Annotated in this window: 22 protein-coding genes; 15 read left to right on the top strand and 7 right to left on the bottom strand. The window is 55.6% G+C overall.

Annotation, left to right across the window (positions count from 1 at the left end; all coding sequences use genetic code 11):
• Positions 1–4 precede the first annotated feature (4 nt).
• Together ACI2I2_RS19025 and proP are read right to left on the bottom strand one after the other, a co-directional pair.
• Positions 5–2,548, bottom strand: a complete 2,544-nt coding sequence (locus ACI2I2_RS19025; protein ID WP_404659306.1) for a penicillin acylase family protein — start codon at positions 2,546–2,548, stop codon at positions 5–7.
• A gap of 221 nt (positions 2,549–2,769) precedes the next feature.
• Complete coding sequence (gene proP / locus ACI2I2_RS19020; RefSeq protein ID WP_404659305.1) at positions 2,770–4,272, bottom strand: glycine betaine/L-proline transporter ProP; 1,503 nt, start codon at positions 4,270–4,272, stop codon at positions 2,770–2,772.
• Between the two features lie 741 nt (positions 4,273–5,013).
• Here proP and kdgT point away from each other — a divergent pair.
• The gene (gene kdgT / locus ACI2I2_RS19015; RefSeq protein WP_404659304.1) at positions 5,014–6,012 is read left to right on the top strand and encodes a 2-keto-3-deoxygluconate transporter; all 999 of its coding nucleotides are present in this window, start codon (positions 5,014–5,016) and stop codon (positions 6,010–6,012) included.
• A 99-nt stretch (positions 6,013–6,111) separates the two neighbouring features.
• On the opposite strand, the gene ACI2I2_RS19010 is transcribed toward kdgT, so the two are convergent.
• Together ACI2I2_RS19010 and crfC are read right to left on the bottom strand one after the other, a co-directional pair.
• On the bottom strand, positions 6,112–6,978 hold the full coding sequence (locus ACI2I2_RS19010; protein WP_404659303.1) for a diguanylate cyclase regulator RdcB family protein: 867 nt from the start codon (positions 6,976–6,978) through the stop codon (positions 6,112–6,114).
• Positions 6,975–9,308, bottom strand: a complete 2,334-nt coding sequence (crfC, locus tag ACI2I2_RS19005) for a clamp-binding protein CrfC (RefSeq protein ID WP_404659302.1) — start codon at positions 9,306–9,308, stop codon at positions 6,975–6,977. Before crfC ends, ACI2I2_RS19010 begins: the two co-directional genes overlap by 4 nt.
• A 428-nt stretch (positions 9,309–9,736) precedes the next feature.
• On the opposite strand from crfC, the gene ACI2I2_RS19000 reads away from it, so the two are divergent.
• The 13 genes from ACI2I2_RS19000 to phnP all read left to right on the top strand — a co-directional run bounded on the left by ACI2I2_RS19000 (position 9,737) and on the right by phnP (position 19,149).
• Complete coding sequence (locus ACI2I2_RS19000) at positions 9,737–10,072, top strand: zinc ribbon domain-containing protein YjdM (protein WP_404659301.1); 336 nt, start codon at positions 9,737–9,739, stop codon at positions 10,070–10,072.
• Positions 10,073–10,255: 183 nt separating this feature from the next.
• Complete coding sequence (gene yjdN, locus ACI2I2_RS18995; protein ID WP_404659300.1) at positions 10,256–10,678, top strand: VOC family metalloprotein YjdN; 423 nt, start codon at positions 10,256–10,258, stop codon at positions 10,676–10,678.
• 289 nt (positions 10,679–10,967) lie between these two features.
• Complete coding sequence (gene phnF / locus ACI2I2_RS18990; protein ID WP_404659372.1) at positions 10,968–11,693, top strand: phosphonate metabolism transcriptional regulator PhnF; 726 nt, start codon at positions 10,968–10,970, stop codon at positions 11,691–11,693.
• Entirely contained in the window at positions 11,694–12,146 is a 453-nt protein-coding gene (phnG, locus tag ACI2I2_RS18985) for a phosphonate C-P lyase system protein PhnG (RefSeq protein ID WP_404659298.1), read from the top strand.
• On the top strand, positions 12,143–12,739 hold the full coding sequence (gene phnH / locus ACI2I2_RS18980) for a phosphonate C-P lyase system protein PhnH (protein WP_404659297.1): 597 nt from the start codon (positions 12,143–12,145) through the stop codon (positions 12,737–12,739). Before phnG ends, phnH begins: the two co-directional genes overlap by 4 nt.
• Positions 12,739–13,803, top strand: coding sequence for a carbon-phosphorus lyase complex subunit PhnI (locus ACI2I2_RS18975; RefSeq protein ID WP_404659295.1), 1,065 nt, complete (start codon positions 12,739–12,741; stop codon positions 13,801–13,803). The genes phnH and ACI2I2_RS18975 overlap by 1 nt, the downstream gene beginning before the upstream one ends.
• Positions 13,796–14,641 carry an alpha-D-ribose 1-methylphosphonate 5-phosphate C-P-lyase PhnJ gene (gene phnJ / locus ACI2I2_RS18970; protein ID WP_404659294.1) on the top strand — a complete coding sequence of 282 codons (846 nt, stop codon included), beginning with the start codon at positions 13,796–13,798 and terminating at the stop codon, positions 14,639–14,641. Before ACI2I2_RS18975 ends, phnJ begins: the two co-directional genes overlap by 8 nt.
• Positions 14,638–15,396 carry a phosphonate C-P lyase system protein PhnK gene (phnK, locus tag ACI2I2_RS18965; RefSeq protein ID WP_330983713.1) on the top strand — a complete coding sequence of 253 codons (759 nt, stop codon included), beginning with the start codon at positions 14,638–14,640 and terminating at the stop codon, positions 15,394–15,396. The genes phnJ and phnK overlap by 4 nt, the downstream gene beginning before the upstream one ends.
• Positions 15,397–15,497: 101 nt before the next feature.
• Positions 15,498–16,178, top strand: a complete 681-nt coding sequence (phnL, locus tag ACI2I2_RS18960; protein ID WP_404659293.1) for a phosphonate C-P lyase system protein PhnL — start codon at positions 15,498–15,500, stop codon at positions 16,176–16,178.
• Positions 16,175–17,311, top strand: a complete 1,137-nt coding sequence (phnM, locus tag ACI2I2_RS18955; RefSeq protein ID WP_404659292.1) for an alpha-D-ribose 1-methylphosphonate 5-triphosphate diphosphatase — start codon at positions 16,175–16,177, stop codon at positions 17,309–17,311. Before phnL ends, phnM begins: the two co-directional genes overlap by 4 nt.
• Positions 17,311–17,877, top strand: coding sequence for a ribose 1,5-bisphosphokinase (gene phnN / locus ACI2I2_RS18950; RefSeq protein ID WP_404659291.1), 567 nt, complete (start codon positions 17,311–17,313; stop codon positions 17,875–17,877). The genes phnM and phnN overlap by 1 nt, the downstream gene beginning before the upstream one ends.
• On the top strand, positions 17,867–18,298 hold the full coding sequence (phnO, locus tag ACI2I2_RS18945) for an aminoalkylphosphonate N-acetyltransferase (RefSeq protein WP_404659290.1): 432 nt from the start codon (positions 17,867–17,869) through the stop codon (positions 18,296–18,298). The genes phnN and phnO overlap by 11 nt, the downstream gene beginning before the upstream one ends.
• A gap of 92 nt (positions 18,299–18,390) precedes the next feature.
• Positions 18,391–19,149 (top strand): phosphonate metabolism protein PhnP, encoded by a 759-nt coding sequence (gene phnP / locus ACI2I2_RS18940; RefSeq protein WP_404659289.1) that lies wholly within the window; start codon positions 18,391–18,393, stop codon positions 19,147–19,149.
• 126 nt (positions 19,150–19,275) lie between these two features.
• Here phnP and ACI2I2_RS18935 read toward each other — a convergent pair whose 3' ends face one another.
• Complete coding sequence (locus tag ACI2I2_RS18935) at positions 19,276–19,545, bottom strand: DUF1471 domain-containing protein (RefSeq protein ID WP_404659287.1); 270 nt, start codon at positions 19,543–19,545, stop codon at positions 19,276–19,278.
• A 315-nt stretch (positions 19,546–19,860) separates the two neighbouring features.
• On the opposite strand from ACI2I2_RS18935, the gene ACI2I2_RS18930 reads away from it, so the two are divergent.
• Positions 19,861–20,127 carry a hypothetical protein gene (locus tag ACI2I2_RS18930; RefSeq protein ID WP_404659286.1) on the top strand — a complete coding sequence of 89 codons (267 nt, stop codon included), beginning with the start codon at positions 19,861–19,863 and terminating at the stop codon, positions 20,125–20,127.
• 7 nt (positions 20,128–20,134) lie between these two features.
• Here the strand turns inward: ACI2I2_RS18930 and yjdP are convergent, their stop codons facing one another.
• Positions 20,135–20,476 (bottom strand): DDRRRQL repeat protein YjdP, encoded by a 342-nt coding sequence (gene yjdP, locus ACI2I2_RS18925; protein ID WP_404659285.1) that lies wholly within the window; start codon positions 20,474–20,476, stop codon positions 20,135–20,137.
• Positions 20,477–20,545: 69 nt separating this feature from the next.
• On the bottom strand, positions 20,546–22,828 hold the full coding sequence (locus ACI2I2_RS18920; RefSeq protein WP_404659284.1) for an ATP-binding protein: 2,283 nt from the start codon (positions 22,826–22,828) through the stop codon (positions 20,546–20,548).
• Positions 22,829–23,077: the final 249 nt, after the last annotated feature.

Below are 23,077 nucleotides of genomic sequence, written 5' to 3'. Positions count from 1 at the left end.
GGCCTTAACGCGTCACATGCAGCACTTCTTCAGATTCGCTGTGCTGCTTCACCTCTTCGGCGTTCAGCCACAGCGGCTTACGGCCAAAGGTTTGATACAGGCTAAGCTGGTCGTTGTAGTGTTTCGCTGGCGTGCCGTCCGGGGCAATAAACCCACTCTGCCCTGGTGCCACCACATCCCACGCCAGCACGCTGCCCGGCTTCTCTTCTGGCGAGAAGACAATCATGTCATTCTCGGTGCCACGGTTTTGGTATTCCGCCTGATGGCGCGCTTCCTCTGGCAACGCCTGCGGCACGCCAAAGAAGTTGTTCGCCCGGAAGGTTAAGTGCATGGCTGGCGTTTTCCACTGCGTCATGTCCGTGCCATAACGCTGCGATAACGTTTTCCAGCTCTCATCCAGCGCGTTGAGCACCACTTCCTGCTGCGTTTGCCCGTGGAACAGATCAACGGCCTGTGGGATCGGGCTTTGCTGCCCTTTCAGCGCCTCATACAGGATCTTGGCGCCCACGCTGATATTCAGCGATCCCGTCGGCCCATCCTGAGTGGTTTCATAGCCGCTGGCGGTATACCAGCTGTCGAATGGCGCAGGCACAGCCGCAGCAACGGTCTGTTTCAGCATGCTGGTCAGCCAGAGATTCAGGATTTCCGACCCCGGCTCGGCCCAGGTTTTTCCGTCGCTATTCAGGTGATTGCTGCCGTCCCAGCCCGATAATGTGCGAACCAGTTTCGCGCGCGGGTCGCTTTCCGGCAGCCCTTTCACCGCCGCCTGCAACGTCGGTAAAAACAGACGCAAATTCAAATCCTGACGGCTGGTGTGGCGAATGATATCCCACGCCTGTTCACGAGTGAGTTTTGGCTGCTTGTCGATTAAACGTTTGATCTCATCGACACGATCAGCGCCGCCCCACAGGAAGGCAAACAGATCGGAGGCCACATAGCCCTGCTGCGGGGAGTTATTCCAGTTCGCAATGTAGCCGGAAGCCGGGTTGTAGACCTGAGGGTTAGTGCTGAACGGCAAAATGCCCTTCCAGTCCCATTTTCCGGTGCCGGGCACAGGCAAACGCGGGTCGTGCTGCGGCTGGCGCTGGGGATAGGCTCCGGAATGAACATAGCCGATGTTGCCCTGCTGGTCAGCGTAATACCAGTTGATGGTCAGCGCCTGCTGCGCGGCCTGCTGCTTCCATTCTCCCCAGTTTTTCGCCTGCATCTGGTGTGTCCACGCCAGGAGCGACGCCACTTCTTTGCCGTCCCACGCGCGGGCTTTGGCATAGGCAGTGTGCGTCGACTTGTCCATCTTGATCACGTTGCCATGCACCGTTCGCCAGACCGTGAACGCCACTGGCTTCTCACCTTTCACCGGGATTTGCTCATCACGGCGCTGCATCTCTTGCCATTGCCCGTTGTGGTAATACGCGCCTGGATGCGCGTCATCCAGCTTCTCGGCAAAAATATCCACATCGTCACCAAAGCCTGCCGTCGCCCCCCAGGAAATATGGCCATTGTGACCAAACACCAGGCCCGGATAAGCAAAGGGTGTGTTGCCGGTCACGTCGTAACCTGCGCCATGCAAACCGATGCCATAGGTATACGCCGGGGCATACCAGCCGAACTGCGGCCCGTTCACCATGATGGCGTTTGCGCCCTGCGCTTTGGCTTTGCCAATCACCCACATGTTGCTGGTTGTTGGATAGCCCGCCAGCCCGTTCGCCCCGCTGCGAGCAAACTGTGCCGCAATGGTGTCAGTGTTTGCTTTGCCCGAAAGCGCCAACAACGCGCCATCGTCGCCCTTCGCCAGCCGTTCAAGCATCGGCGGCGTCTGCGTGTATCGAGGAAGCTGGTACGCAAGCTGCGTCGCTTCGCTGTTCAGCCGTAAAGGGTAGCGGCTCTCTTTGCCTTCGATGGTGGTGGAAGCATCAGGGTTCACCAGCCATTTCAGCTGATTGAACACCGCCATACCTTTGTCCGCGCCGTACTTATCCCGTAGCGCAGTCAGTAGCGCCAGGTTATCAATTTCACTGGTGCTGTCAGAAAAACGGTTCGCCATGGTGCCGACAAAAACCATCGCCACATCAAAGGCCCGCCAGTGCTGCGGTTTGAAGCCTGACTTCGTAAACTGCTGCGGCATCAGCTTCTCAGGTTGAGCGTTCACTTTGTCGATCCACGCGTTCATCCCTTCGGCGTACCCCTCAAGAATGTCCCGTTCTTTTGGCGGCAGAGCGTCAATCTGTGCCTGAATGGACGCAGGCCAATAGTTGGTACGGATGTCCTTGTCGAAGTCGAGATACTTGCTGCCCAACACTTCACTGACCGTGCCCTGAGTACTGCGCCGCGCCATCTCCATCTGGAACAGGCGGTCCTGCGCCACGACATAGCCATAGCCGTAGAACAGCCGCCGGGCGTCGTTGGCGTACACATGCGGCACGCCATAGCCGTCACGAATGATTTTTACGTCTGTTGTTGAATGTGCTGCTGCCAGGGCGGAGCTACCACTGAGGGTCAACAGGGCGGCGGTAATACAGTTCATTATTTTATGATTTTTATTATTCATTGAATCCTCTTACAGGTGAGTTAACGCGGATTCATCCTGGCAGAGAACCTCGTGTTATCCAGAACCCATGAGTAGTTTGCAGAGGAACTGTGAGCATGCTAACCATTTTTGATTCGTTTTCTATCGCAAGTCACAAAATACGAATCATAAAACAGGATGGCTGGCGCCAAAAAAAACGCCCCCAGAATTGGAGGCGTCTTAAGCAAAGCTAATGAATGCGGTTATTCATTAATGCGCGGATGCTGATCGACCAGCGTAGAGCGTTTTTGTTGAAGTTCAGCAATCTGCGTATCGAGATCTTCAATCTTCTGCTCGATGTTATCGTGATGCTCTCGCAGAATTTCTTTCGCTTCCTGAATATCCGAAGCCGCAGGCGTCGCACCTTTCAACGGACGGTTCGCTGTTTCTTTCATCGAGATACCGGTCAGCAGACCGATGACCGCAATCACCATCAGGTAATAGGCTGGCATCATCAGGTTCTGCGTGTATTCCACCAGCCAGGCCGCCAGCGTTGGCGTCAAACCGGCAACCAGCACTGAAATGTTAAACGCACTGGCTAACGCACTGTAGCGAATGTGCGTTGGGAACATCGCTGGCAGGGAAGAAGCCATCACCCCGATAAAGCAGTTGAGGATCACCGCCAGTAGCAACAAGCCACAGAAAATCAGCGCGACGACATCACTGTTAATCATGATAAATGCCGGAATGGAACAGACGAACAACAGCACGCTGCCGACCAGGATAAACGGACGACGGCCGAAGCGGTCACTGAGCATACCGATAATCGGCTGCACAAACAGCATCCCGACCATAATCGCGATGATGATCAGCACCCCGTGATCTTCCGAGTAATGCAGGTTATGCGACAGGTAACTCGGCATGTAGGTCAGCAGCATGTAGTAGGTGACGTTGGTCGAAATCACCATCCCCACGCACACCAGCAGCGCGCGCCAGTGTTTGGTGGCAATCTCTTTAAACGACACCTTCGGCCCCTCCTGCAGGCCCTGACGGTCGCCCTGCTCCAGCTTCTCAACGTGCTGCTGGAAGGCCGGGGTCTCTTCCAGCGCATGACGCAGGTAAAGCCCGATAATACCCAGCGGCAGCGCCAGGAAGAACGGCAGACGCCAGCCCCATTCAAGGAAGTTGTCTTCACCGACAATGGTGGAAATCAGCACCACCAGGCCCGCACCCAGCACGAAACCGGCGATGGAACCAAAGTCGAGCCAGCTTCCCATAAAGCCACGTTTACGGTCCGGCGAGTATTCGGCGACAAAGATGGATGCCCCGGTGTATTCGCCACCGACGGAGAAGCCCTGCGCCATCTTACACAGCAGCAGCAAGACAGGAGCCCAGATGCCGATGGTGGCATAGCCGGGGATCAGACCGATACAGAAGGTACTGATCGACATGATGATAATGGTGATGGAGAGTATTTTCTGGCGACCGTATTTGTCGCCGAGCATGCCGAAGAACAGACCCCCCAGTGGGCGAATCAGGAAGGGAACGGAGAAGGTCCCCAACGCGGCAATCATCTGAACGCCTGGGTTGGCATCCGGGAAAAAGACCTTACCGAGTGCGTAGGCCACAAATCCGTATACGCCGAAGTCGAACCATTCCATCGCGTTACCCAGCGAAGCGGCGGTGATCGCTTTGCGCAGCTTACTGTCGTCGATGATGGTGACATCACGAAGCGTGATCGGCTTAACTTTTTTCCTTTTTAGCATTGTTGTCCTCGTTAACTATCGCCGTGAGCGCACGCAAGGGGGCGAACAAGGGGGTTCGCAGCGGTGCGGTAGTGGAGCGGCGAATTGCTGTGCTCCTCATTTCAAGCGTAGCAGGTTTACTTACACTGGCTGGTTACAGCCTGTACAACCGAACCTGTTGACGCCTGCTCTGGCAGTAAAAGGGGCTGACCAACAGGTCAATGAGCAGGGATATTTCTCGTATTTCTGTCTTTACCCTAACAGTGTTTATAAGTGTGATCAACTTCACGGAAAAATACGCTTACTGTTATGTTGATTCATGAAACGTAAATAAGTTCAATCTCAAGGCCTGAATTCCCCCGGTTAGCTGCTCGCATTTCCCGCACAAAAAAACGCCGATATTCTCGCTAATTAAGCACAATTCTCTGTGCGTATAATTAATACGCTAACGATTTTCAACCGACAATTCTTTACATTCAGTTCACAGCAAAATCATATTTAAAACCCCGACAAAGCTTTCCTTCAAATATGTGACAAATATAACTAAAACACTGTTTTATTTTCATTGAATCATTATTCCAGTGATCGCATCATAGCCACGCAGCCTGCAGCCGGCGACCTGACAGTCCGTCTGCACACAACACCTCTGCGTAATTTAGCTTGCATAAACAAACAGATACCCGACAACACCTCGGCCAGTCTGTTGATGACTCGTCTTTTATGTCTTTCCCGCCAGAAGGCGATGGGAAGTGAGGATAGAAAATGAAAATCAAAGCCACGATTGAACGTATCCCTGGCGGAATGATGCTGGTGCCGCTGCTCCTCGGCGCAGTGTTAAATACCCTTGCACCGGATACCGGTAATTATTTTGGCTCGTTCACTAAAGGTATGATTGGCGGCACAGTACCGATTCTGGCGGTGTGGTTTTTCTGTATTGGTGCCTCAATTGATTTACGCGCTACCGGCACGGTATTACGCAAATCAGGCACGCTGGTCGTGACGAAAATAGCAGTCGCATGGCTGGTCGCGATGATTGCTGCAACCTTCATTCCTGAAGGCGGTATTCAGACCGGCTTCTTCGCGGGCCTCTCAGTGCTGGCGCTGGTCTCTGCGATGGACATGACCAACGGCGGCTTATATGCCAGCCTGATGAACCAGTACGGCACCAAAGAAGAATCCGGCGCGTTTGTCCTGATGTCGCTGGAATCCGGCCCGTTGATGACGATGGTTATCCTCGGCTCTGCTGGCCTCGCCTCTTTCGAGCCACATCACTTCATCGGTGCTGTCCTGCCGTTTCTGATTGGCTTTGTCCTCGGCAACCTGGATCATGACTTCCGTGCGTTCTTCAGCAAGGCGACCCCGGTGCTGATCCCGTTCTTCGGTTTCGCGCTGGGGAATACCATCAATCTGAGCGTGATTATGGATACCGGCCTGCTGGGTATCGTGCTGGGTGTGGCGGTGATCATCATCACCGGTATTCCGTTGATTCTGGCGGATCGTCTGATTGGCGGCGGAAATGGTACGGCAGGTGTGGCGGCGTCTTCCGCCGCAGGTGCTGCGGTGGCAAACCCGGTGATTATCGCGCAAATTAACCCGGCATTCGAACCGGTCGCCGCATCAGCCACGGCGCTGGTTGCCGCAAGCGTGATTGTGACGGCGATTCTGGTGCCGATCATTACCGCGCTGTACGCTAAACGTTTTGGTCAGCCACAAACCGCAAAACAGCCAGAACCGGTAGCCGCAGAGTCATTACATCATTAATGCCAGATGCCGGGCGGCACGGAAGCTTTCCCGGCCTGCAACGACAACGTAACGCGAATTTATCGTAGGTCGGGTAAGCGCAAGCGCCACCCGACAAATTCATTCGGTAAACAGCTCTTCAATCATGGCATCCACCAACCGTGTTGCAGAACAAAGCCTCGGCATGCCCAGCGCAACGGGCTGCCAGGTTTGTGTCACCGACCAGCACACCGGCTGTCGGACCGCATCACAGTTGCTGCCCATCCAGGCCAGCATCTCTTTATGATCCATCAGCCCCACTGACGTTGGCGAAGCCAGCCACTGGTGATAAGAATGGCGAGTCTCTTTCGCCGCCCCAATGCCTTCCGCCAGATACTGTGCTGTCATGGTGCGCAAACTGTCTTTTAGCAACGCGCGCACTTCGGGATTTGCCAGCCGCCAGGTATCGCCAAACGCGCCCCAGCGCAGCTCTTCCAGCGCGACATAGCACCGCCCTGCCAGCGACCAGCCATCGTATTGCCCGGCGTGCCAGCGGGTAAAAACTTCGTCGCTGTGCAAACCAGACTGCACCATCAACCCGCGCTGGGTGAGCGCCCGATGTTTATGTCCGGCACGCAGGCTGAACTGTTCGCCAATCAGGCCATACTGCTGGCGTAACTCCACTGAGGCGTGGCTTTTGGCCTGCAAAATCAGCAGGTAATCACTCATCCGGGTGAGCGCCAGATGCCCGGGATCAAACTGGCTGGCAAGTTTTTCCGCCAGGCCCAACCGCATCGCCGGGTTGTCGCTGAACAACCCCGCCGCAGACCAGGGCCGCAGCTGCGTCTGCGCCACGATTTCATTCATCAGACGCTCACGAAACTGCTGCTGTTGCGGGGCAAGCGCATGCTGGCGAGGGTTATCAATCCCCAGCACCAGGTCGACCATAAATCGGGCATGGAGGGACTCAAGCGCCCGGCCCGGCCCCTCCAGCAATCGCGTGTTCATCTCTGTTCAGCCGCAAAAAGGGTTTGAATATCATCGCGCAACAGGCGCGCATCCTCTTCAATCCAGCGTACCGTCGCCAGGCTTTGCTGAAGCTTCTGGCAAAGCACGGCCACCGTGGACTGGTGGTGTTGGCGGAGCGTCAGGCTCTCCTGCAGGCTTTTTTGCAAGCTACTGAGGCTTTGCGAAAACTCTGCGAAGAACGTCGCCATTCCCGCCGTAACAGAGACATCGACTTGCGCCGCCAAAGCTTTAAGGATTTGTGAACAGAAGGTCGCGACGCTGTCGAGAATTCGACCTTTAATCGCATTCACATCAATGATGTAGCGCGTTTTGGTCATCACATAATCGTCCCAGCCCCAATTGGGGTTGTTCAGCCAGCGACTGACCGTTTCACGCATGCCGCCACGGGCATTGCCCACCGGGCTTTCTTCCGCCGCGATAGCCCCGTTAAACCATTGTGGCATCGTGATTTGTAACGATCCGGACTGAAACACCGGCAGCGTAATTCGTGTGCGGAACCCTGCGCGATGCAACTCCTCTTTGACGTGTGATTCTATCGGACGCAGCGCATCATCAAGCGTTCGGCTGAGCGAGGTTTCCAGTTGACTAAAGCGCAGCGACAGCTCGCGGATAATGCCCTGCTGACAGGAAAAAATCGTGCTTTCGCAATCGGAACGGATAAGGCTCAGCAACCGGTTCGCCTGTTCTTCATCTTCAAGGATCAGCTCCCCGCTACCGTCCTGCTGTGACCAGCGCACTTCAGCGCCGTGCGTCACGCTCATCTGATGCAGATTGTCCTCACTGAAGCTGTTCTCCACCAGCGTCAGGATTTCACGCTGCTGCAGCTCGATAAAACCCTGTGCGGCTTCCATCGCCTGTTCGACTTCGTGGCTGATCTCTTCGCTCACCACCCGCTGGCGCACTGTAAAGTGAGCCATGTCCTCTTCAAGGCGGGCGATATTGTCCTGTAGTTGATCCGCCGTAACGGTCAGTCCTTGCAGACGAAAGTCGAGGAAATCCCGCGAGGTTTGCGCATAGTTCAACAACTTATGCGATGCCGAACGCAACGCAAATAACGACGCATTGGCATGCGCCGCATGCAGCAACATGTTGATCGGCTTTTCAAACAGCGAATCTTCCCACAGCAAATCCGCGGCGTGGCGAATATGAGTCAGATCGTCCAGATCAGCCGTGCGCCAGCGCCTGCCAAGCGCGGCTTCGGCAAAATCCTGCACCCAGCGCTGATCCTGATGATCAGGCAGTTTTCCATAGGTGGAGATCTCATGCCGAGCGCGGTTGGCAAGATAGCCCCACATCGACGAGACCGGGAAAATCTGTCCAGGTGTGATGTAGCCTTTCATCAGCGTGCCCGAGATAGTCGCCCGAACCTGCTCTTCATCGTCGCTATTACGATCTTTCTGGTCGAACTTATTGACCAGCGCATACAGCGGCACCGATTTGCTGACAGCGGCGATCGCCTGCCGCACTTCCTGGTCAGAAATCGATTTAAGCTGGGTGTAATCCATCACCGCCAACACCGCAGAGGCGCGAGCCAGCTGCTCGTTGAGCATTTTTTGCAGGTGCGGCTGCCCGGCTTCATTTGGCCCGGGCGTGTCCAGCAGCGTCAGCTGGCCGGGGTTTTCACCCAACCCCGCCAGATGCACAAATTCCACCTCAATCACCGGAATGTGTTCGATAGCGGCGTAATCCGCGAAGGGAAAATCCACATCCAGCGCCCGGGAAAGGCGCACCAGATCGTTGAGGCTTTTCAGGCACTGAAAAATAGGCTGCGCACCCAGATAATGTTTTTCAAATGCCACGCCACCGATAATACGTTCCAGCAGCGTGTTCATGTCTTTATCCACTTCAAGCTTAAGCGCCAGTTTGGCTCTGTCGATATCCCGCAACTTTTCCTGCAACTCGTGCATTAAGCGTTCAATCGGCTCGACATGAATAAAATTCAATACCGGTTCTTTTTGCCCTTGCGTATGACGAATAAGGGTCGGCAATGCCGTCATGGGGCGATTTCGGTTAGGTAAAACTTCCGTCCCCACAATGGCATTAATGGTGGTGGATTTCCCTGCCTTCATGGTGCCGACAATCGCCAGCACCATTTCCAGCCGGGTAATTTTTCGCAATTCGTTATTCAGCGTGTCCTGCTGAGCAGCCAGCAGATGCCCGCCCGAGTGCGCTGTGGGTGAGATTTCTGCGTGCCCCTGCTCTGCCTGCAAGCCCCCTGGCAGCGCGGTGACCGTGTCCAGATGCCGTAATGCCAACTGAAGCAAACGCTCAGCTTCCTGACTCAGTTCAAATATTGTCTGTGTGTACATGGTTAAAGTATTCCCTTAACGCAAATTTTATAACTTTTATTTGTCAGGCTTTTTTATTTCCCGATTTAAATTTTTTATATAATTATCCGCACCACGATGAAAATGCAGCGCGTAAAAAAACCAGGAGATATACAGCGTAGCGCTATAAACACCGTTCGACAGGATATATTGCATATAAATTTCCGGCCGAAAATGAAGGGAGATGATAGCGCTGTGTAATATTCAGAAATGCCTGTTCACCATAACGTAAACGGCATTCTCCAGCAATTTAGAATAAGAGAAATAATTTATTCCAACAAAGCGTTAACGCTGGCATTGGCAAATAGTCCCGACAACCGTAAGGATATGCAGTATAATGAGTGATACTTTTGGCGCTCAGCCGCAATTTGCACGGCCTGTGGCGCATTTTTATCACTTATGAGGTTCCTATGTCTCTGCCACATTGCCCGAAATGCAATTCTGAATACACCTATGAAGATAACGGGATGTTTATCTGCCCGGAATGCGCCCACGAATGGAACGATGCTCAGCCCGCTGACGATGCCGACACGCTGATTGTCAAAGATGCCAACGGCAACCTGCTGGCTGACGGCGACAGCGTCACCGTCGTGAAAGATCTGAAGGTGAAAGGCAGCTCTTCCATGCTGAAAATCGGCACCAAAGTGAAGAATATCCGCCTCGTTGAAGGCGATCACAACATCGACTGCAAAATTGATGGTTTTGGCCCAATGAAGCTGAAATCCGAGTTCGTGAAGAAGAATTAATATCCCACGGTCAGTGTCTTTGTAGGCCCGGCAAACGCAGTGCCGCCGGGCATTTTCGCCGGATGGCGCTGCGCTTATCCGGCCTACAGTTCCTTTCTCTGCAACCCTCCCAAACCGTACCGCCTGGTGACATTCACCCAACGTAACTACACTTATCGGGTCCCTTTATCCGAGGTCATGGTTATGTCTTTAAGTCCCTACATCTCTTTTGGCGGCAACTGCGCCGAAGCTCATGCCTTTTATCAACAAGCGCTGAACGCTGAGCTGGGCTACAAAATCACCTTTGGCGAAATGCCGAAATCCGAAAACAGCGAAGAAGGCTGCCCTTCCGGCATGCAGTTTCCACCTGACGCCATTGCCCACTCCAACGTCCGCATCGCGGGCAGCGACATCATGATGAGTGACGGCATGAGCGGCAGCGTCAGCTATTCCGGTTTCACGCTGGTGCTCGACACACAGGACGTGAATGAAGGTAAACGCTGGTTCGAAGCCCTGGCACAGGGCGGAAAAATCGAAATGGACTGGCAGGAAACCTTCTGGGCGCACGGATTTGGCAAAGTCAGCGATAAATTCGGCGTGCCGTGGATGATCAACGTCGTCAAATAGCCGCAGTAATTCCCACTCCGGGCGGGCCCTCCCGCCCTGTCACACGCCTTACCTCAACTCTTCATCGTTCAGTCACCGGGCCTTAACGGCGCTGTCATATTGCCGCGTCAGGATGTCGGCAGTTTCTGGTGAGCTCTCACCCTCTCCCCTGCCCTCTCCCTGAGGGAGAGGGAGAAAGAAAAGCCCCCTAAGCACCTGGAAGTGGGTGAAAGAAAAGCCCCCTCTCCACGTGGGAGAGGGTTGGGGAGAGGGCATCAGGCGACTCAACCGTGAAGAGGACTTCCCTATGATCCACCTGTCCAGACATCCGACCAGTTATCCGACTCGCTATGAGGAAATTGCCGCGAAGCTCGAACAAGAGCTGCGCAGTCAGTATCGCTGCGGGGATTATTTGCCTGCCGAGCACCAGTTGGCGGCACGCTTTGAAGTCAACCGCCACACGCTGCGTCGCGCTATCGATCAACTGGTGGAAAAAGGGTGGGTCCAGCGCCGTCAGGGGATTGGCGTGCTGGTGCTGATGAGGCCTTTTGATTACCCACTCAACGCGCAGGCACGCTTCAGCCAGAATCTGCTCGATCAGGGTAGCCATCCAACCAGCGAAAAATTGCTGTCTGTTCTGCGCCCTGCTTCCAGCCACGTGGCGGATGCGCTGGGGGTTCAGGAAGGCGACAACGTTATCCATCTGCGCACCTTGCGTCGGGTGAATGGCGTGGCGCTGTGTCTGATCGACCACTACTTCGCCGACATGAGTTTCTGGCCTGTTCTGCAACGATTTAACAGCGGGTCGCTGCACGATTTTCTGCGCGATGAACTGACCCTCACCCTGACCCGGACACAAACCCGGATCAGCGCTCGTCGCGCTCAGGCTAAAGAGAGCAACATTCTCGAAATCCCGAATATGGCGCCGCTGCTTTGCGTGCGCACCCTGAACCATCGTGAAGGCCAGATCAATGCGGCGGAGTACTCCGTCAGCCTGACCCGCGCCGACATGATTGAATTCACCATGGAGCACTGAATGCCTTTCGATACTGCTACCCGTCAGCGCTGGATCGCCGCACTGACTCACAGTGACCCCGCGCAGTTGAATGCCCGTATGCAGGCTCTGAAGCTGACGCCTGAGTACGAAACGCTCCGCGCCCCCGAAAGTGGACTGGTGCAAATCCAGGCCCGCATGGGCGCAACCGGCGCACGTTTCTTTGCGGGAGATGCCACGCTGACCCGCGCGGCCATTCGATTGCAGGACGGTACGCTGGGCTATAGCTGGGTGCTTGGGCGCGATAAAGCTCATGCCGAACGCTGCGCCGTGATCGACGCACTGCTGCAAACCCATGACCATTTTCAGACCTTGATGGAAACCCTGATTGCCCCGCTGGAAGCCGAGCGCGCAGCGCGCATTGCCGCCCGCCACGCCGAAGTGAACACCAGCCGGGTAGACTTCTTTACCTTAGTGCGTGGAGACAACGCATGACCTTTTCTACAGAACTGAAGACTGCTTTCCCTCTTCCGGTGCAGGATGCCCAACACAGTTTCCGTCGTTTGCTGAAAGCCATGAGCGAGCCAGGTGTGATCGTCTCGATGCAGCAGCATAAGCACGGCTGGCAGCCTCTGACGCCCGCCACCACCAGCGTGCTGCTGACGCTGGCTGACAACGACACCCCGGTCTGGCTGTCCGCTTCTGTCGATAACGATATCGCTCGTCAGAACCTGCGTTTTCATACCAATGCGCCGTTGGTCGATCAACCTCAGCAAGCGCTGTTTGCCGTGACCGACACCAGCATCAGCGCAGAGCAGCTCAATGCGTTATCGGCGGGAAGTGCCGTTGCGCCAGAAACCAGCGCCACGCTGATTGTGCAGCTCAACAGCCTGAGCGGCGGGCGCATGCTGCGTCTGACCGGCGCGGGCATTAACGAAGAGCGAATGATTGCTCCCCAGCTGCCGGACTGCATTCTGCATGAACTGACCGAACGCCCGCACCCGTTCCCGTTGGGCGTCGACCTGATCCTGACCTGCGGCGATCGCCTGCTGGCTATCCCGCGCACAACCCACGTGGAGGTGTGCTGATGTACGTTGCCGTTAAAGGGGGCGAGAAGGCGATTGAAGCCGCTCACGCCCTACAGGAAAGCAAACGTCGCGGCGACCCAACGCTTGCCGAACTGAGCGTCGCGCAAATCGAGCAGCAGCTAAACCTGGCGGTGGACCGCGTGATGACCGAAGGCGGCATCGCCGATCGCGAACTGGCGGCGCTGGCGTTGAAGCAAGCCAGCGGCGACAACGTTGAAGCCATCTTCCTGCTGCGTGCTTACCGCACAACGCTTGCGAAACTCGCCGTCAGCGAACCGCTCAACACCGCCGAAATGCGCTTAGAGCGTCGAATTTCAGCGGTCTACAAAGATGTGCCCGGCGGTCAGCTGCTTGGCCCTACGTATGACTACACGCACCGTCTGCTGGATTTCACGCTACTGGCAAATGGTGAAACGCCTGAATTACGCACCAGCGATGAACAGCCCGCCGCTTCCCCACACGTCTTCAGCCTGTTAAGCAAACAAGGGCTGGCGAAAGCGGAAGAAGACGCAGGCGAAACGCCGGACGACATCACCCGCACACCGCCGGTTTACCCATGCTCCCGCGCTTCTCGCTTACAGCAACTGATGCGCGGTGACGAAGGCTATTTGCTGGCGCTGGCCTATTCCACACAGCGTGGATACGGGCGTAACCACCCGTTCGCCGGTGAAATTCGCAGTGGCTATGTTGATGTGGAAATTGTGCCAGAAGAGCTGGGATTTGCAGTGAACGTTGGCGAACTGCTGATGACAGAGTGCGAAATGGTGAACGGTTTCGTTGCGCCGGAAGATGAAGCCCCACACTTCACGCGGGGCTATGGCCTGGTGTTTGGTCTCAGCGAGCGTAAAGCGATGGCGATGGCGCTGATGGACAGAGCGCTTCAGGCTCCCGACTACGACGAACACCTCGCAGGCCCGGCGCAGGACGAAGAGTTTGTGCTGGCGCACGCCGATAATGTCGAAGCCGCAGGTTTTGTTTCGCACCTCAAACTGCCTCACTACGTCGATTTCCAGGCCGAACTGGAACTGCTCAAACGCCTGCAACAGGAGCACAACCGTGGCTAACCTCTCCGGCTATAACTTCGCTTACCTCGACGAACAGACCAAGCGCATGATCCGCCGCGCCATTCTCAAAGCTGTCGCCATTCCTGGCTACCAGGTGCCGTTTGGCGGCCGCGAAATGCCAATGCCTTACGGCTGGGGCACCGGCGGCATTCAGCTGACGGCCAGCGTGATTGGCGAAGCGGACGTGTTGAAAGTGATCGACCAGGGCGCGGATGACACCACCAACGCCGTATCGATTCGCAACTTCTTCAAACGCGTGACCGGAGTGAACACCACCGAGCGCACCGAAGACGCGACGCTTATCCAGACTCGCCACCGCATTCCGGAAACGCCGCTCACGGAAGATCAGATCCTGATTTTCCAGGTGCCGATTCCAGAGCCACTGCGCTTTATCGAGCCGCGCGAAACCGAAACCCGCACCATGCACGCACTGGAAGAATACGGAGTGATGCAGGTGAAGTTGTACGAAGATATCGCCCGCTTCGGCCATATCGCCACCACTTACGCCTACCCGGTCAAAGTGAACGATCGCTACGTGATGGACCCGTCGCCAATCCCGAAATTCGATAACCCGAAAATGGATCAGATGCCTGCGCTGCAACTGTTTGGGGCCGGACGTGAAAAGCGCATCTACGCCGTGCCGCCGTACACCAAAGTGGAAAGTCTCGATTTCGACGATCACCCGTTCACCGTGCAGGCGTGGGATGAGCCTTGCGCCATTTGCGGCTCACGCCACAGCTACCTCGACGAAGTGGTGCTCGATGACACCGGCAAACGGATGTTTGTCTGCTCCGATACCGATTACTGCCGCCAACAGAGCGAGGCATTAAATCAATGAATCAGCCGTTACTTTCGGTCACTAACCTGACCCACCTTTATGCGCCAGGCAAAGGCTTCACCGACGTGTCGTTTGAGCTGTGGCCGGGCGAAGTGCTGGGGATTGTCGGCGAATCCGGTTCCGGCAAAACCACGCTGCTGAAAGCCATTTCTGCCCGCCTTGCACCGCAGCAGGGCGAGGTGATGTACGAAGATAAATCGCTGTATGCGATGAGCGAAGGCGAACGCCGCCGCCTGCTGCGCACCGAATGGGGCGTGGTGCATCAGCATCCGATGGACGGCCTGCGTCGTCAGGTTTCCGCAGGAGGCAACATCGGTGAACGCCTGATGGCAACCGGTGCGCGTCATTACGGCAACATCCGCGAAACAGCGCAGCAGTGGCTTGAAGCGGTAGAAATTCCGCCATCACGCATCGACGAACTGCCGACCACTTTTTCCGGCGGCATGCAGCAACGTCTGCAAATTGCCCGCAACCTGGTCACGCATCCGAAGCTGGTGTTTATGGACGAGCCCACCGGCGGGCTGGACGTGTCAGTTCAGGCGCGTCTGCTCGACCTGTTGCGCGGCCTGGTGGTGGAACTGGATCTGGCGGTAGTGATTGTCACCCATGATTTGGGTGTCGCGCGCCTGCTGGCGGACCGCCTGATGGTGATGAAAGAAGGCCAGGTGGTGGAAAGTGGCTTAACCGACCGCGTGCTCGACGACCCGCTCCACCCTTATACCCAACTGCTCGTGTCATCCGTTTTGCAGAACTGATTTTTGCCGGGTGGCGGCTACGCCTTACCCGGCCTACAAATGCACGCCGTGTAGGCCGGGTCAGCGCAGCGCCACCCGGCAACCCGAACCAAGAGGCCAACATGATTCGCGTTGAAAACCTGAGTAAAACCTTCGTCCTGCACCATCAAAACGGCATCCATCTGCCGGTGTTGTACAAAGCGGAATTGACTGTCGAAGCCGGGGAATGTGTGGTGCTGCACGGTCATTCCGGCAGCGGAAAATCCACGCTGCTGCGTTCGCTGTACGCCAACTATTTGCCCGACGCGGGCCATATTCACATTAAACACGGCGACGAATGGGTCGATTTGGTCACGGCTCCGGCGCGTAAAGTGCTGGAAGTACGCAAAAGCACCATCGGCTGGGTAAGCCAGTTTCTGCGCGTTATCCCGCGCATTTCTGCCCTCGACGTGGTGATGCAGCCACTGCTGGATCTCGGCGTATCGCGCGACGAATGCTACGCCAAAGCAGCCAGCCTGCTGACGCGCCTCAATGTACCGGAACGCTTGTGGCACCTCGCGCCGTCAACGTTCTCCGGCGGTGAACAGCAGCGCGTTAACATCGCTCGCGGCTTTATTGTCGACTACCCAATTCTGCTGCTCGATGAACCGACTGCCTCGCTGGATGAGAAAAACAGCGCCGCCGTGGTGGAACTGATTCGTGAGGCCAAAGCGCGCGGCGCGGCGATTGTCGGCATTTTCCATGATGAAGCGGTGCGCAATATTGTCGCCGACCGCCTGCACCCGATGGGAGCTGCAGCATGATTATCAACAACGTGAAGTTAGTGCTTGAAAACGAAGTGGTGCACGGCTCCATCGACATTCAGGACGGCGTGATCCGCACCTACGCAGAAACCCAAAGCCAGAGCCCGCAGGCGATGGACGGCGAAGGCGGCTGGCTGCTGCCAGGGCTGATTGAACTGCACACCGATAATCTGGATAAATTCTTCACCCCGCGCCCGAAAGTGGACTGGCCCGCGCATTCCGCGATGAGCAGCCATGATGCTTTGATGGTTGCCAGCGGCATTACGACCGTGCTGGATGCGGTGGCGATTGGGGATGTGCGCGACGGCGGCGACCGCCTCGAAAATCTGGAAAAGATGATCAACGCCGTGGAGGAGACGCAGAAACGCGGTCTCAATCGTGCCGAGCACCGCCTGCATCTGCGCTGCGAACTGCCTCATTTCACCACCCTGCCGCTGTTTGAAAAGCTGGTTGACCGTGAACTGGTGTCGTTGGTGTCGCTGATGGATCATTCGCCGGGCCAGCGCCAGTACGCCGATCGCTCGAAATACCGCGAGTACTATCAGGGCAAATACCATCTGACCAACGATCAGATGGAGCGCTTTGAGGCCGAGCAAATCGCGCTGGCGGATGAATGGTCTCACCCAAATCGGATGGCGATTTCAGATCTCTGCCGTGCGCGTAACATTGCGCTGGCAAGCCATGATGATGCGACACACGACCACGTCGTCGAATCCCATCAGATTGGCAGCGTTATCGCCGAATTTCCGACCACGTTCGAAGCAGCAGAGTCTTCCCGCAAGCTTGGCATGAACGTGCTGATGGGCGCGCCAAACATCGTGCGTGGCGGCTCGCATTCCGGCAACGTGGCGGCGCATGAACTGGCTGCTCGCGGCCTGCTCGACATCCTTTCCTCTGACTATTACCCGGCAAGCCTGTTGGATGCAGCCTTCCGCATCGCCGATGACGGCCGCAACAGCTTCACGCTGCCGCAGGCGGTTGCTCTTGTGACACGCAATCCGGCTCGCGCGCTGAATCTGGACGACCGCGGCACACTTGCCGAAGGCAAACGCGCCGACCTCGTGCTGGTGCATCGCAAGGGCGAAAACGTCCACATCGATCATGTCTGGCGTCAGGGCAAGAGGGTCTTTTAATGACGGGAAAGCTCATCTGGTTAGTCGGCCCTTCCGGGTCCGGGAAAGACAGCCTGCTGGCGGCGCTGCGCCAGCGGGAAGAAGCGCGGATGTTAGTGGCTCACCGCTACATTACGCGCCCTGCCAGCGCGGGAAGTGAAAACCATATCGCGCTAAGCGAACACGAGTTTTTTACTCGCGCCGAGCGCCAGCTTTTCGCCCTGAGCTGGCATGCGAATAATCTCTATTACGGCGTTGGCATTGAAATTGACGTCTGGCTTCACGCCGGGTTTGACGTGGTGGTAAACGGCTCGCGCGCACATCTGGCACAAACCAAAGCGCGATATGCCGATGCGCTGCTCCCCATCTGCTTGCAGGTGTCGCCCGACGTGCTGCGAAGCCGTCTGGAACAGCGTGGCAGAGAGACACAGAAAGAGATTGATCAGCGTCTCGACAGAGCGGCACGTTACACGCCGACGGACTGTTTAACGCTGAATAACGACGGCAGTCTGCTACAGTCTGTGGAGACGTTTTTGCACCTGATTCGTACCCATGGAAACCAAAAAGAGAGCCAGCATGCCCTGTGAACTTCGCCGCGCCACCCTCGATGACACCGAAGCCGTTTACGGCCTGATTTGCGAGCTAAAACAGAAAGACTACGATCGGCAGATTTTCGCGGCAGGCTTCGCCGCGAATCTCAACAATCCGAACCAGCACTATCAGTTAGCCGAGCTGGACGGAAACGTGGTCGGGATGATTGGTTTGCAAATCATGTTTCCGCTCAACCTGAACTGTTGGATTGGCGAAATTCAGGAACTGGTCATTTTGCCGCAGGTACGCGGGCTGAACATCGGCAAAAAACTGTTGGCGTGGGCGGAAGACGAAGCCCGTGCGCAGGGCGCAAGCCTGATGGAACTGTCCAGCGGCAAAGTTCGCACCGACGCGCACCGCTTCTATCTGCGCGAAGGGTATCTGCAAAGTCACTTTCGCTTTAAGAAAGCGTTGTGAACACCTTGCCGGGTAGCGCTTCGCTGACCCGGCCTACGGGTTTTGTAGGCCCGGCAAACAACCTGCCGCCGGGCAATTTTCGAGGATAAACCATGAGCCTGACTCTCCGTCTGACCGGGACCGGCGGCGCCCAGCTCGTGCCGGCCTTCGGCTGCGAATGCGTCGCCTGTCAGCGTGCTCGCCTGAATCCCGGTTATCGCCGTCGCCCTTGTAGCGCCGAGGTGCGCTATAACGAGGCTGTGACCTTGCTGGATGCAGGCATCCCCGATTTGATGGACCATCATCCGGCTGGCAGTTTCCGCCAGTTTTTACTGACCCACTATCATATGGATCACGTCCAGGGGCTGTTTCCGCTGCGCTGGGGTATTGGGGAAAAAATCCCGGTTTACGGCCCGCCGGATGAAGAAGGCTGCGACGATTTGTTCAAACATCCCGGGATACTGGATTTCAGCCACACCGTTGAACCATTTGTGGTGTTTGAACTGCAAGGGTTGCAGGTCACAGCGCTGCCGCTCACCCATTCAAAACTGACCTTTGGCTACCTGCTGGAATCGGCTCACAGCCGCGTAGCATGGCTCTCCGATACCGCCGGGCTGCCGGAAAAGACGCTCAAATTCCTGCTCAACAACCATCCGCAGGTGATGATCATTGATTGCAGCCACGAGCCGCGCCCACAGACCCCGCGTAATCACTGCGATCTGAATACCGTGATAGCGCTGAATGAGATACTCCGCTGCCCGCGCGTGGTGCTGACGCATATCAGCCATCAGTTCGACGAGTGGCTGATGGACAATGCGTTACCAGAAGGATTTGAAGCAGGGTTTGATGGAATGGAGATTGTAGTGGAGTAGCTAGCGCCCGGATTTAAAATATCGCCGTTATGTTAATGTCGACAATACGTCTCTATAAAAAAGGCCGTAACCTCACTCACGGAGAAAGTTACGGCCAATAATACCAGGCACGGAAAGCATATATTTTTATTTATAGATAACCGCAGTGGCCCTGATGTCGGCACTCATCCCGGTACGCTCCAGTGAAGTAATATGATAATACTCAGCTCCCTTGGCATCAGCTTCTTTGCTGAGTGCTGCCATGGCTTCTTCAAAGGTTCCGCTTTTCACGTTAACCGAGACGTTACCGATTTTCTCTTTCATCCCCGACATTTGTGAATCGCGGATCTCGGTTGCTGCCAGCGAGCCAGCACTGACGGCCATTAACACGGTAAAGATAACTGCTTTATTGATCATGGTCTTTTCCCTTCATTAGGCTGAGTTGCTGATAACGAAAATAACGCTCTATAACTGCATTTTTCTCGCGCTGCCATTTAACACTAGCCAGGAACAGCTCCCTAAGCATCACCAAACCTTAAAGGAAATATCACAATTAGTTTATTTTTATTTTCTAATTCATTAAAAATGGATTTTATTTAATTGAAATTTATGCTCAGCTATAAATTAATTAAACAGTAAGAGAAACTCATCAAGACAATAATGGGAAAATATGAAATAGTCGAAAGATAGCTATTTCTTCACATATGAAGGATATAAGGGGAGGTGAACAGGATGATTATTACAGTGCTAATAATACCGCTATCTTTACCTGTCATTTTTATGGCCTTATTTTATTCCGCCACACACACTCAGTGGTTGATGGAATTTTCACATCTTGCCGCCTTGGGGCAGTGGCGCGGCATGACTGCCAGCGTGTGTCTGACTTTGTTGATCGCGCTGATGATCATTAGCGTGGTCGCTGCTATCCTGACGGCGCTGTTTGCTTCTTTCCTGAATCAAAAGCTACTGCCAAAGCCCAAAGTATCGCTTAAGAGGTAAAAAACTCTTAGCGGTCGTAATCATCCTGCAACCGACGTTCTTCATCGTCCAGTTGGCGGCGTTCCTGGTCCAGTTGGCGCTGGCGGTCATCAAGCTGATGGCGGCGATCTTCAAGCTGGCGATAGCGATCGTCATACTGGCGATTGCGGGTCGTGTCCTGTTGGCGATTGTCATCTTCGTTATCGCTGTCATCACGATCGTCGTGGTAAACGTGGTCGTTGCTCGGCTTATAGGCGTCGTTGATCGCCTGCTGAATGTTGCCAATCGCATCATCGATAATGTCTGCGCGGGCACACTGGCTCATCAAAGGCAGAGAACAAAACAGCAGCGCAAGGGTTGTACGTTTCATCAGGTCAGTCTCTGGGTTGGACTGACCTGAGCGTAATCAACGCAGGCAGGGGCGGGTAGCGGAGGAATCTCAATTACGGGCCGCCTGACGCAACGCCTGCGCAAGCTGCGTGCGGGTGAACGGTTTACGCAGCAGCTCGACGTCCGGCAGTTGTGGGTTATGTTCCGGACGCAAATCCTGACCGCTGATCATCAACACGGCCACCTGCGGGTGATGGTTTCTCGCATAACTGACAACCTCTGCGCCGCTCAGTTTTCCCGGCAACATCAGGTCGCTCACCAGCATGGCGATATCCGGCGAGGCATCCAGCATCGCTATCGCTTGTTCGCCATTCATTGCTTCCAGCGTCAGCCAGCCCAGTTGGTGCAGCTGTTCGCACAGCGTCTGGCGCACATCGGTTTCATCTTCCAGCACCAGCGCCAGCTGTTCGGCTGGCTGCTCTTCCGGCATGATTTCTTCGTGCGTGCGCTCTATGGCCTGCAATGTGGAACGTGGAAGCTGCAAGCGTACGGTGGTGCCTTGCCCCGGGGCGCTTTCTATTTCGACTCGCCCACCTGACTGACGCACAAAACCGTAAACCATCGACAGCCCTAGTCCGCTGCCGCTGCCCGTTTGTTTGGTAGTGAAGAACGGTTCGAACACCTGGGCTTTCACTTCCTGCGACATTCCGCTGCCGTGATCAATCACCTCGACGGCCACCATATCCTGCCTGCGCCCGTCACTGCGGGTCACGCGCTGATTCCAGGTGCGGATTTTGATGATCCCAGCTTGCCCTTCCATTGCATCGCGGGCGTTCATCACCATGTTGATAATGGCATTTTCCAGTTGCCCAACATCAATCCACGCCGCCCATGCCGGGGTTTGCGCTTCGATATCCAGCGTCAGACTTGAAGGCAGAGAGTGGCGCATCAGCTCACCCAGATTCTCCAGCAGCCCTTTCATCTCTACCGCATGCGGATGCAACGATTGTTTGCGGGAAAACGCCAGCAGCCGTTGCGTCAATAATGCCCCACGCTCTGCGGCTTTTAACGCCCGGGAAATTCGCGGTGCGTCAGTATCGTTGGGTTTGACCAGTTCGAGGCTGCCGATAATTACCGCCAGCAAATTATTGAAATCGTGGGCTAACCCGCCCGTTAGCTGGCCTACGGCTTTCATTTTCTGACTGTGGAGCAGCGCTTGTTCCAGACCCTGACGTTCAATTTTGTCGATTTCCATCTGGGTCGTTTTTTCTTTCAACAACCGGGTGGTGTGCTCAAGCGAAGCCATGTTGCGGGCGAACAAGCTGAACGAACGCGCCAGCTCTCCCAGTTCGTCTCGTCGCTGCAATGCCGGAACGGGCACATCCTGCTCGCCATGCGCCAGGCGCGACATGGCATCGGAAATGGCGTTCAGGTTCGAGCCCAAATTACGGTAGATATACCAGCCAGCGAACCCTGTGATAATCAGCGCTAACAGAGCAAAACTGAGGATGAGATCGACTATCGACCCCAGTTCACGATGACTTTGTGCCACCCGTTGCTCTGAAGACTGCGCCACCTGCGCCACATAATGATTGATGTCATCGTTAAGGATGGCCACCAGCGCTTTGATATGGAACATGTACCAGCTGATCGTCAGGTCGCTTTGCTCAAGCTGGAGTGAAAGTGGGGCTAATTTTCGTAATTCCGCACCGAAATCCGGCAAAATGAAGGCGATCAGCGGATCAGCACTTTGCATCGGCAAAGCGTGCATGACTTCATCCAGTTGACGCACCGTAGAGCGGGGCATCGACGTTTCAATCGCGGCAGTGAGCAGCCGGTCCATTTCCTGCAACAGCTGATTATCAAGCGAGCCTTCACCCTGACGCTGATTAATTTCTTCCAGATGACTTAGGTAGCTCTGGTTCTGGTAGAGCGAACTCAACAGCGCGTTGCGCTCCAGGTGGCGCTGTTGCCCACGTAGCAACATGCCCGCCACGCTCTGCTGAAGTTCATTGCTGCGTTGAATAATGCGCTGCACCAGCTCAGGCTCACGCCTGGCAAGCGGAGCGGCTGCCAGCTTTTCCAGCGAACGTTTTAGCGACTGCTGTGTGGCCTGCAAACGCTCGGCTTCCCCTTTGTATTCCAGCGCGCCGACCACCTGAGAAAGCCGCACCGCCGCCGTCGCCACGTTAGCCGTGTCACGCGCCAGATTCATGCTGCCCGTCATGTCGTCGAACGTTTGTTGCTGCACCTGTTCCTGGATTCGGCTGGCGTGACGAAAACCGAGCACGGCTGCGACGCAGACCATCAACGTGACGGCCACCACCAGCAGGTTGAAAAACAGCAGGCGGCCGCGAGCACTGGCAAAGAACGACGGTCGGTGTAGTGGCATGGTGGTTCCCTTTGTGAATACGGTGATAACCCCTCTCCCCTGCCCTCTCCCCAAAGGAGAGGGAGAAAACCAAACCAGCTCCAGCCGGATGTGGGAGTAAAGAAAGTCCTCTCTCCCCGCCCTCTCCCCAAAGGAGAGAGAGTATACCGGTTGATCCCCTCTCCCCGCGGGCTGAGGTATCCCCACAAAAGTGAAAAGCACGATGAAGTGTGATCTACTGGTTGCGCTAACAAAACAGAAGAGACCTCA

Source organism: Scandinavium sp. NPDC088450 (assembly GCF_044900545.1).
Classification (GTDB): Bacteria; Pseudomonadota; Gammaproteobacteria; order Enterobacterales; family Enterobacteriaceae; genus Scandinavium.
The sequence above is the reverse complement of the archived record's forward strand: the minus strand, read 5'-3'. Positions and strand labels throughout refer to the sequence as shown.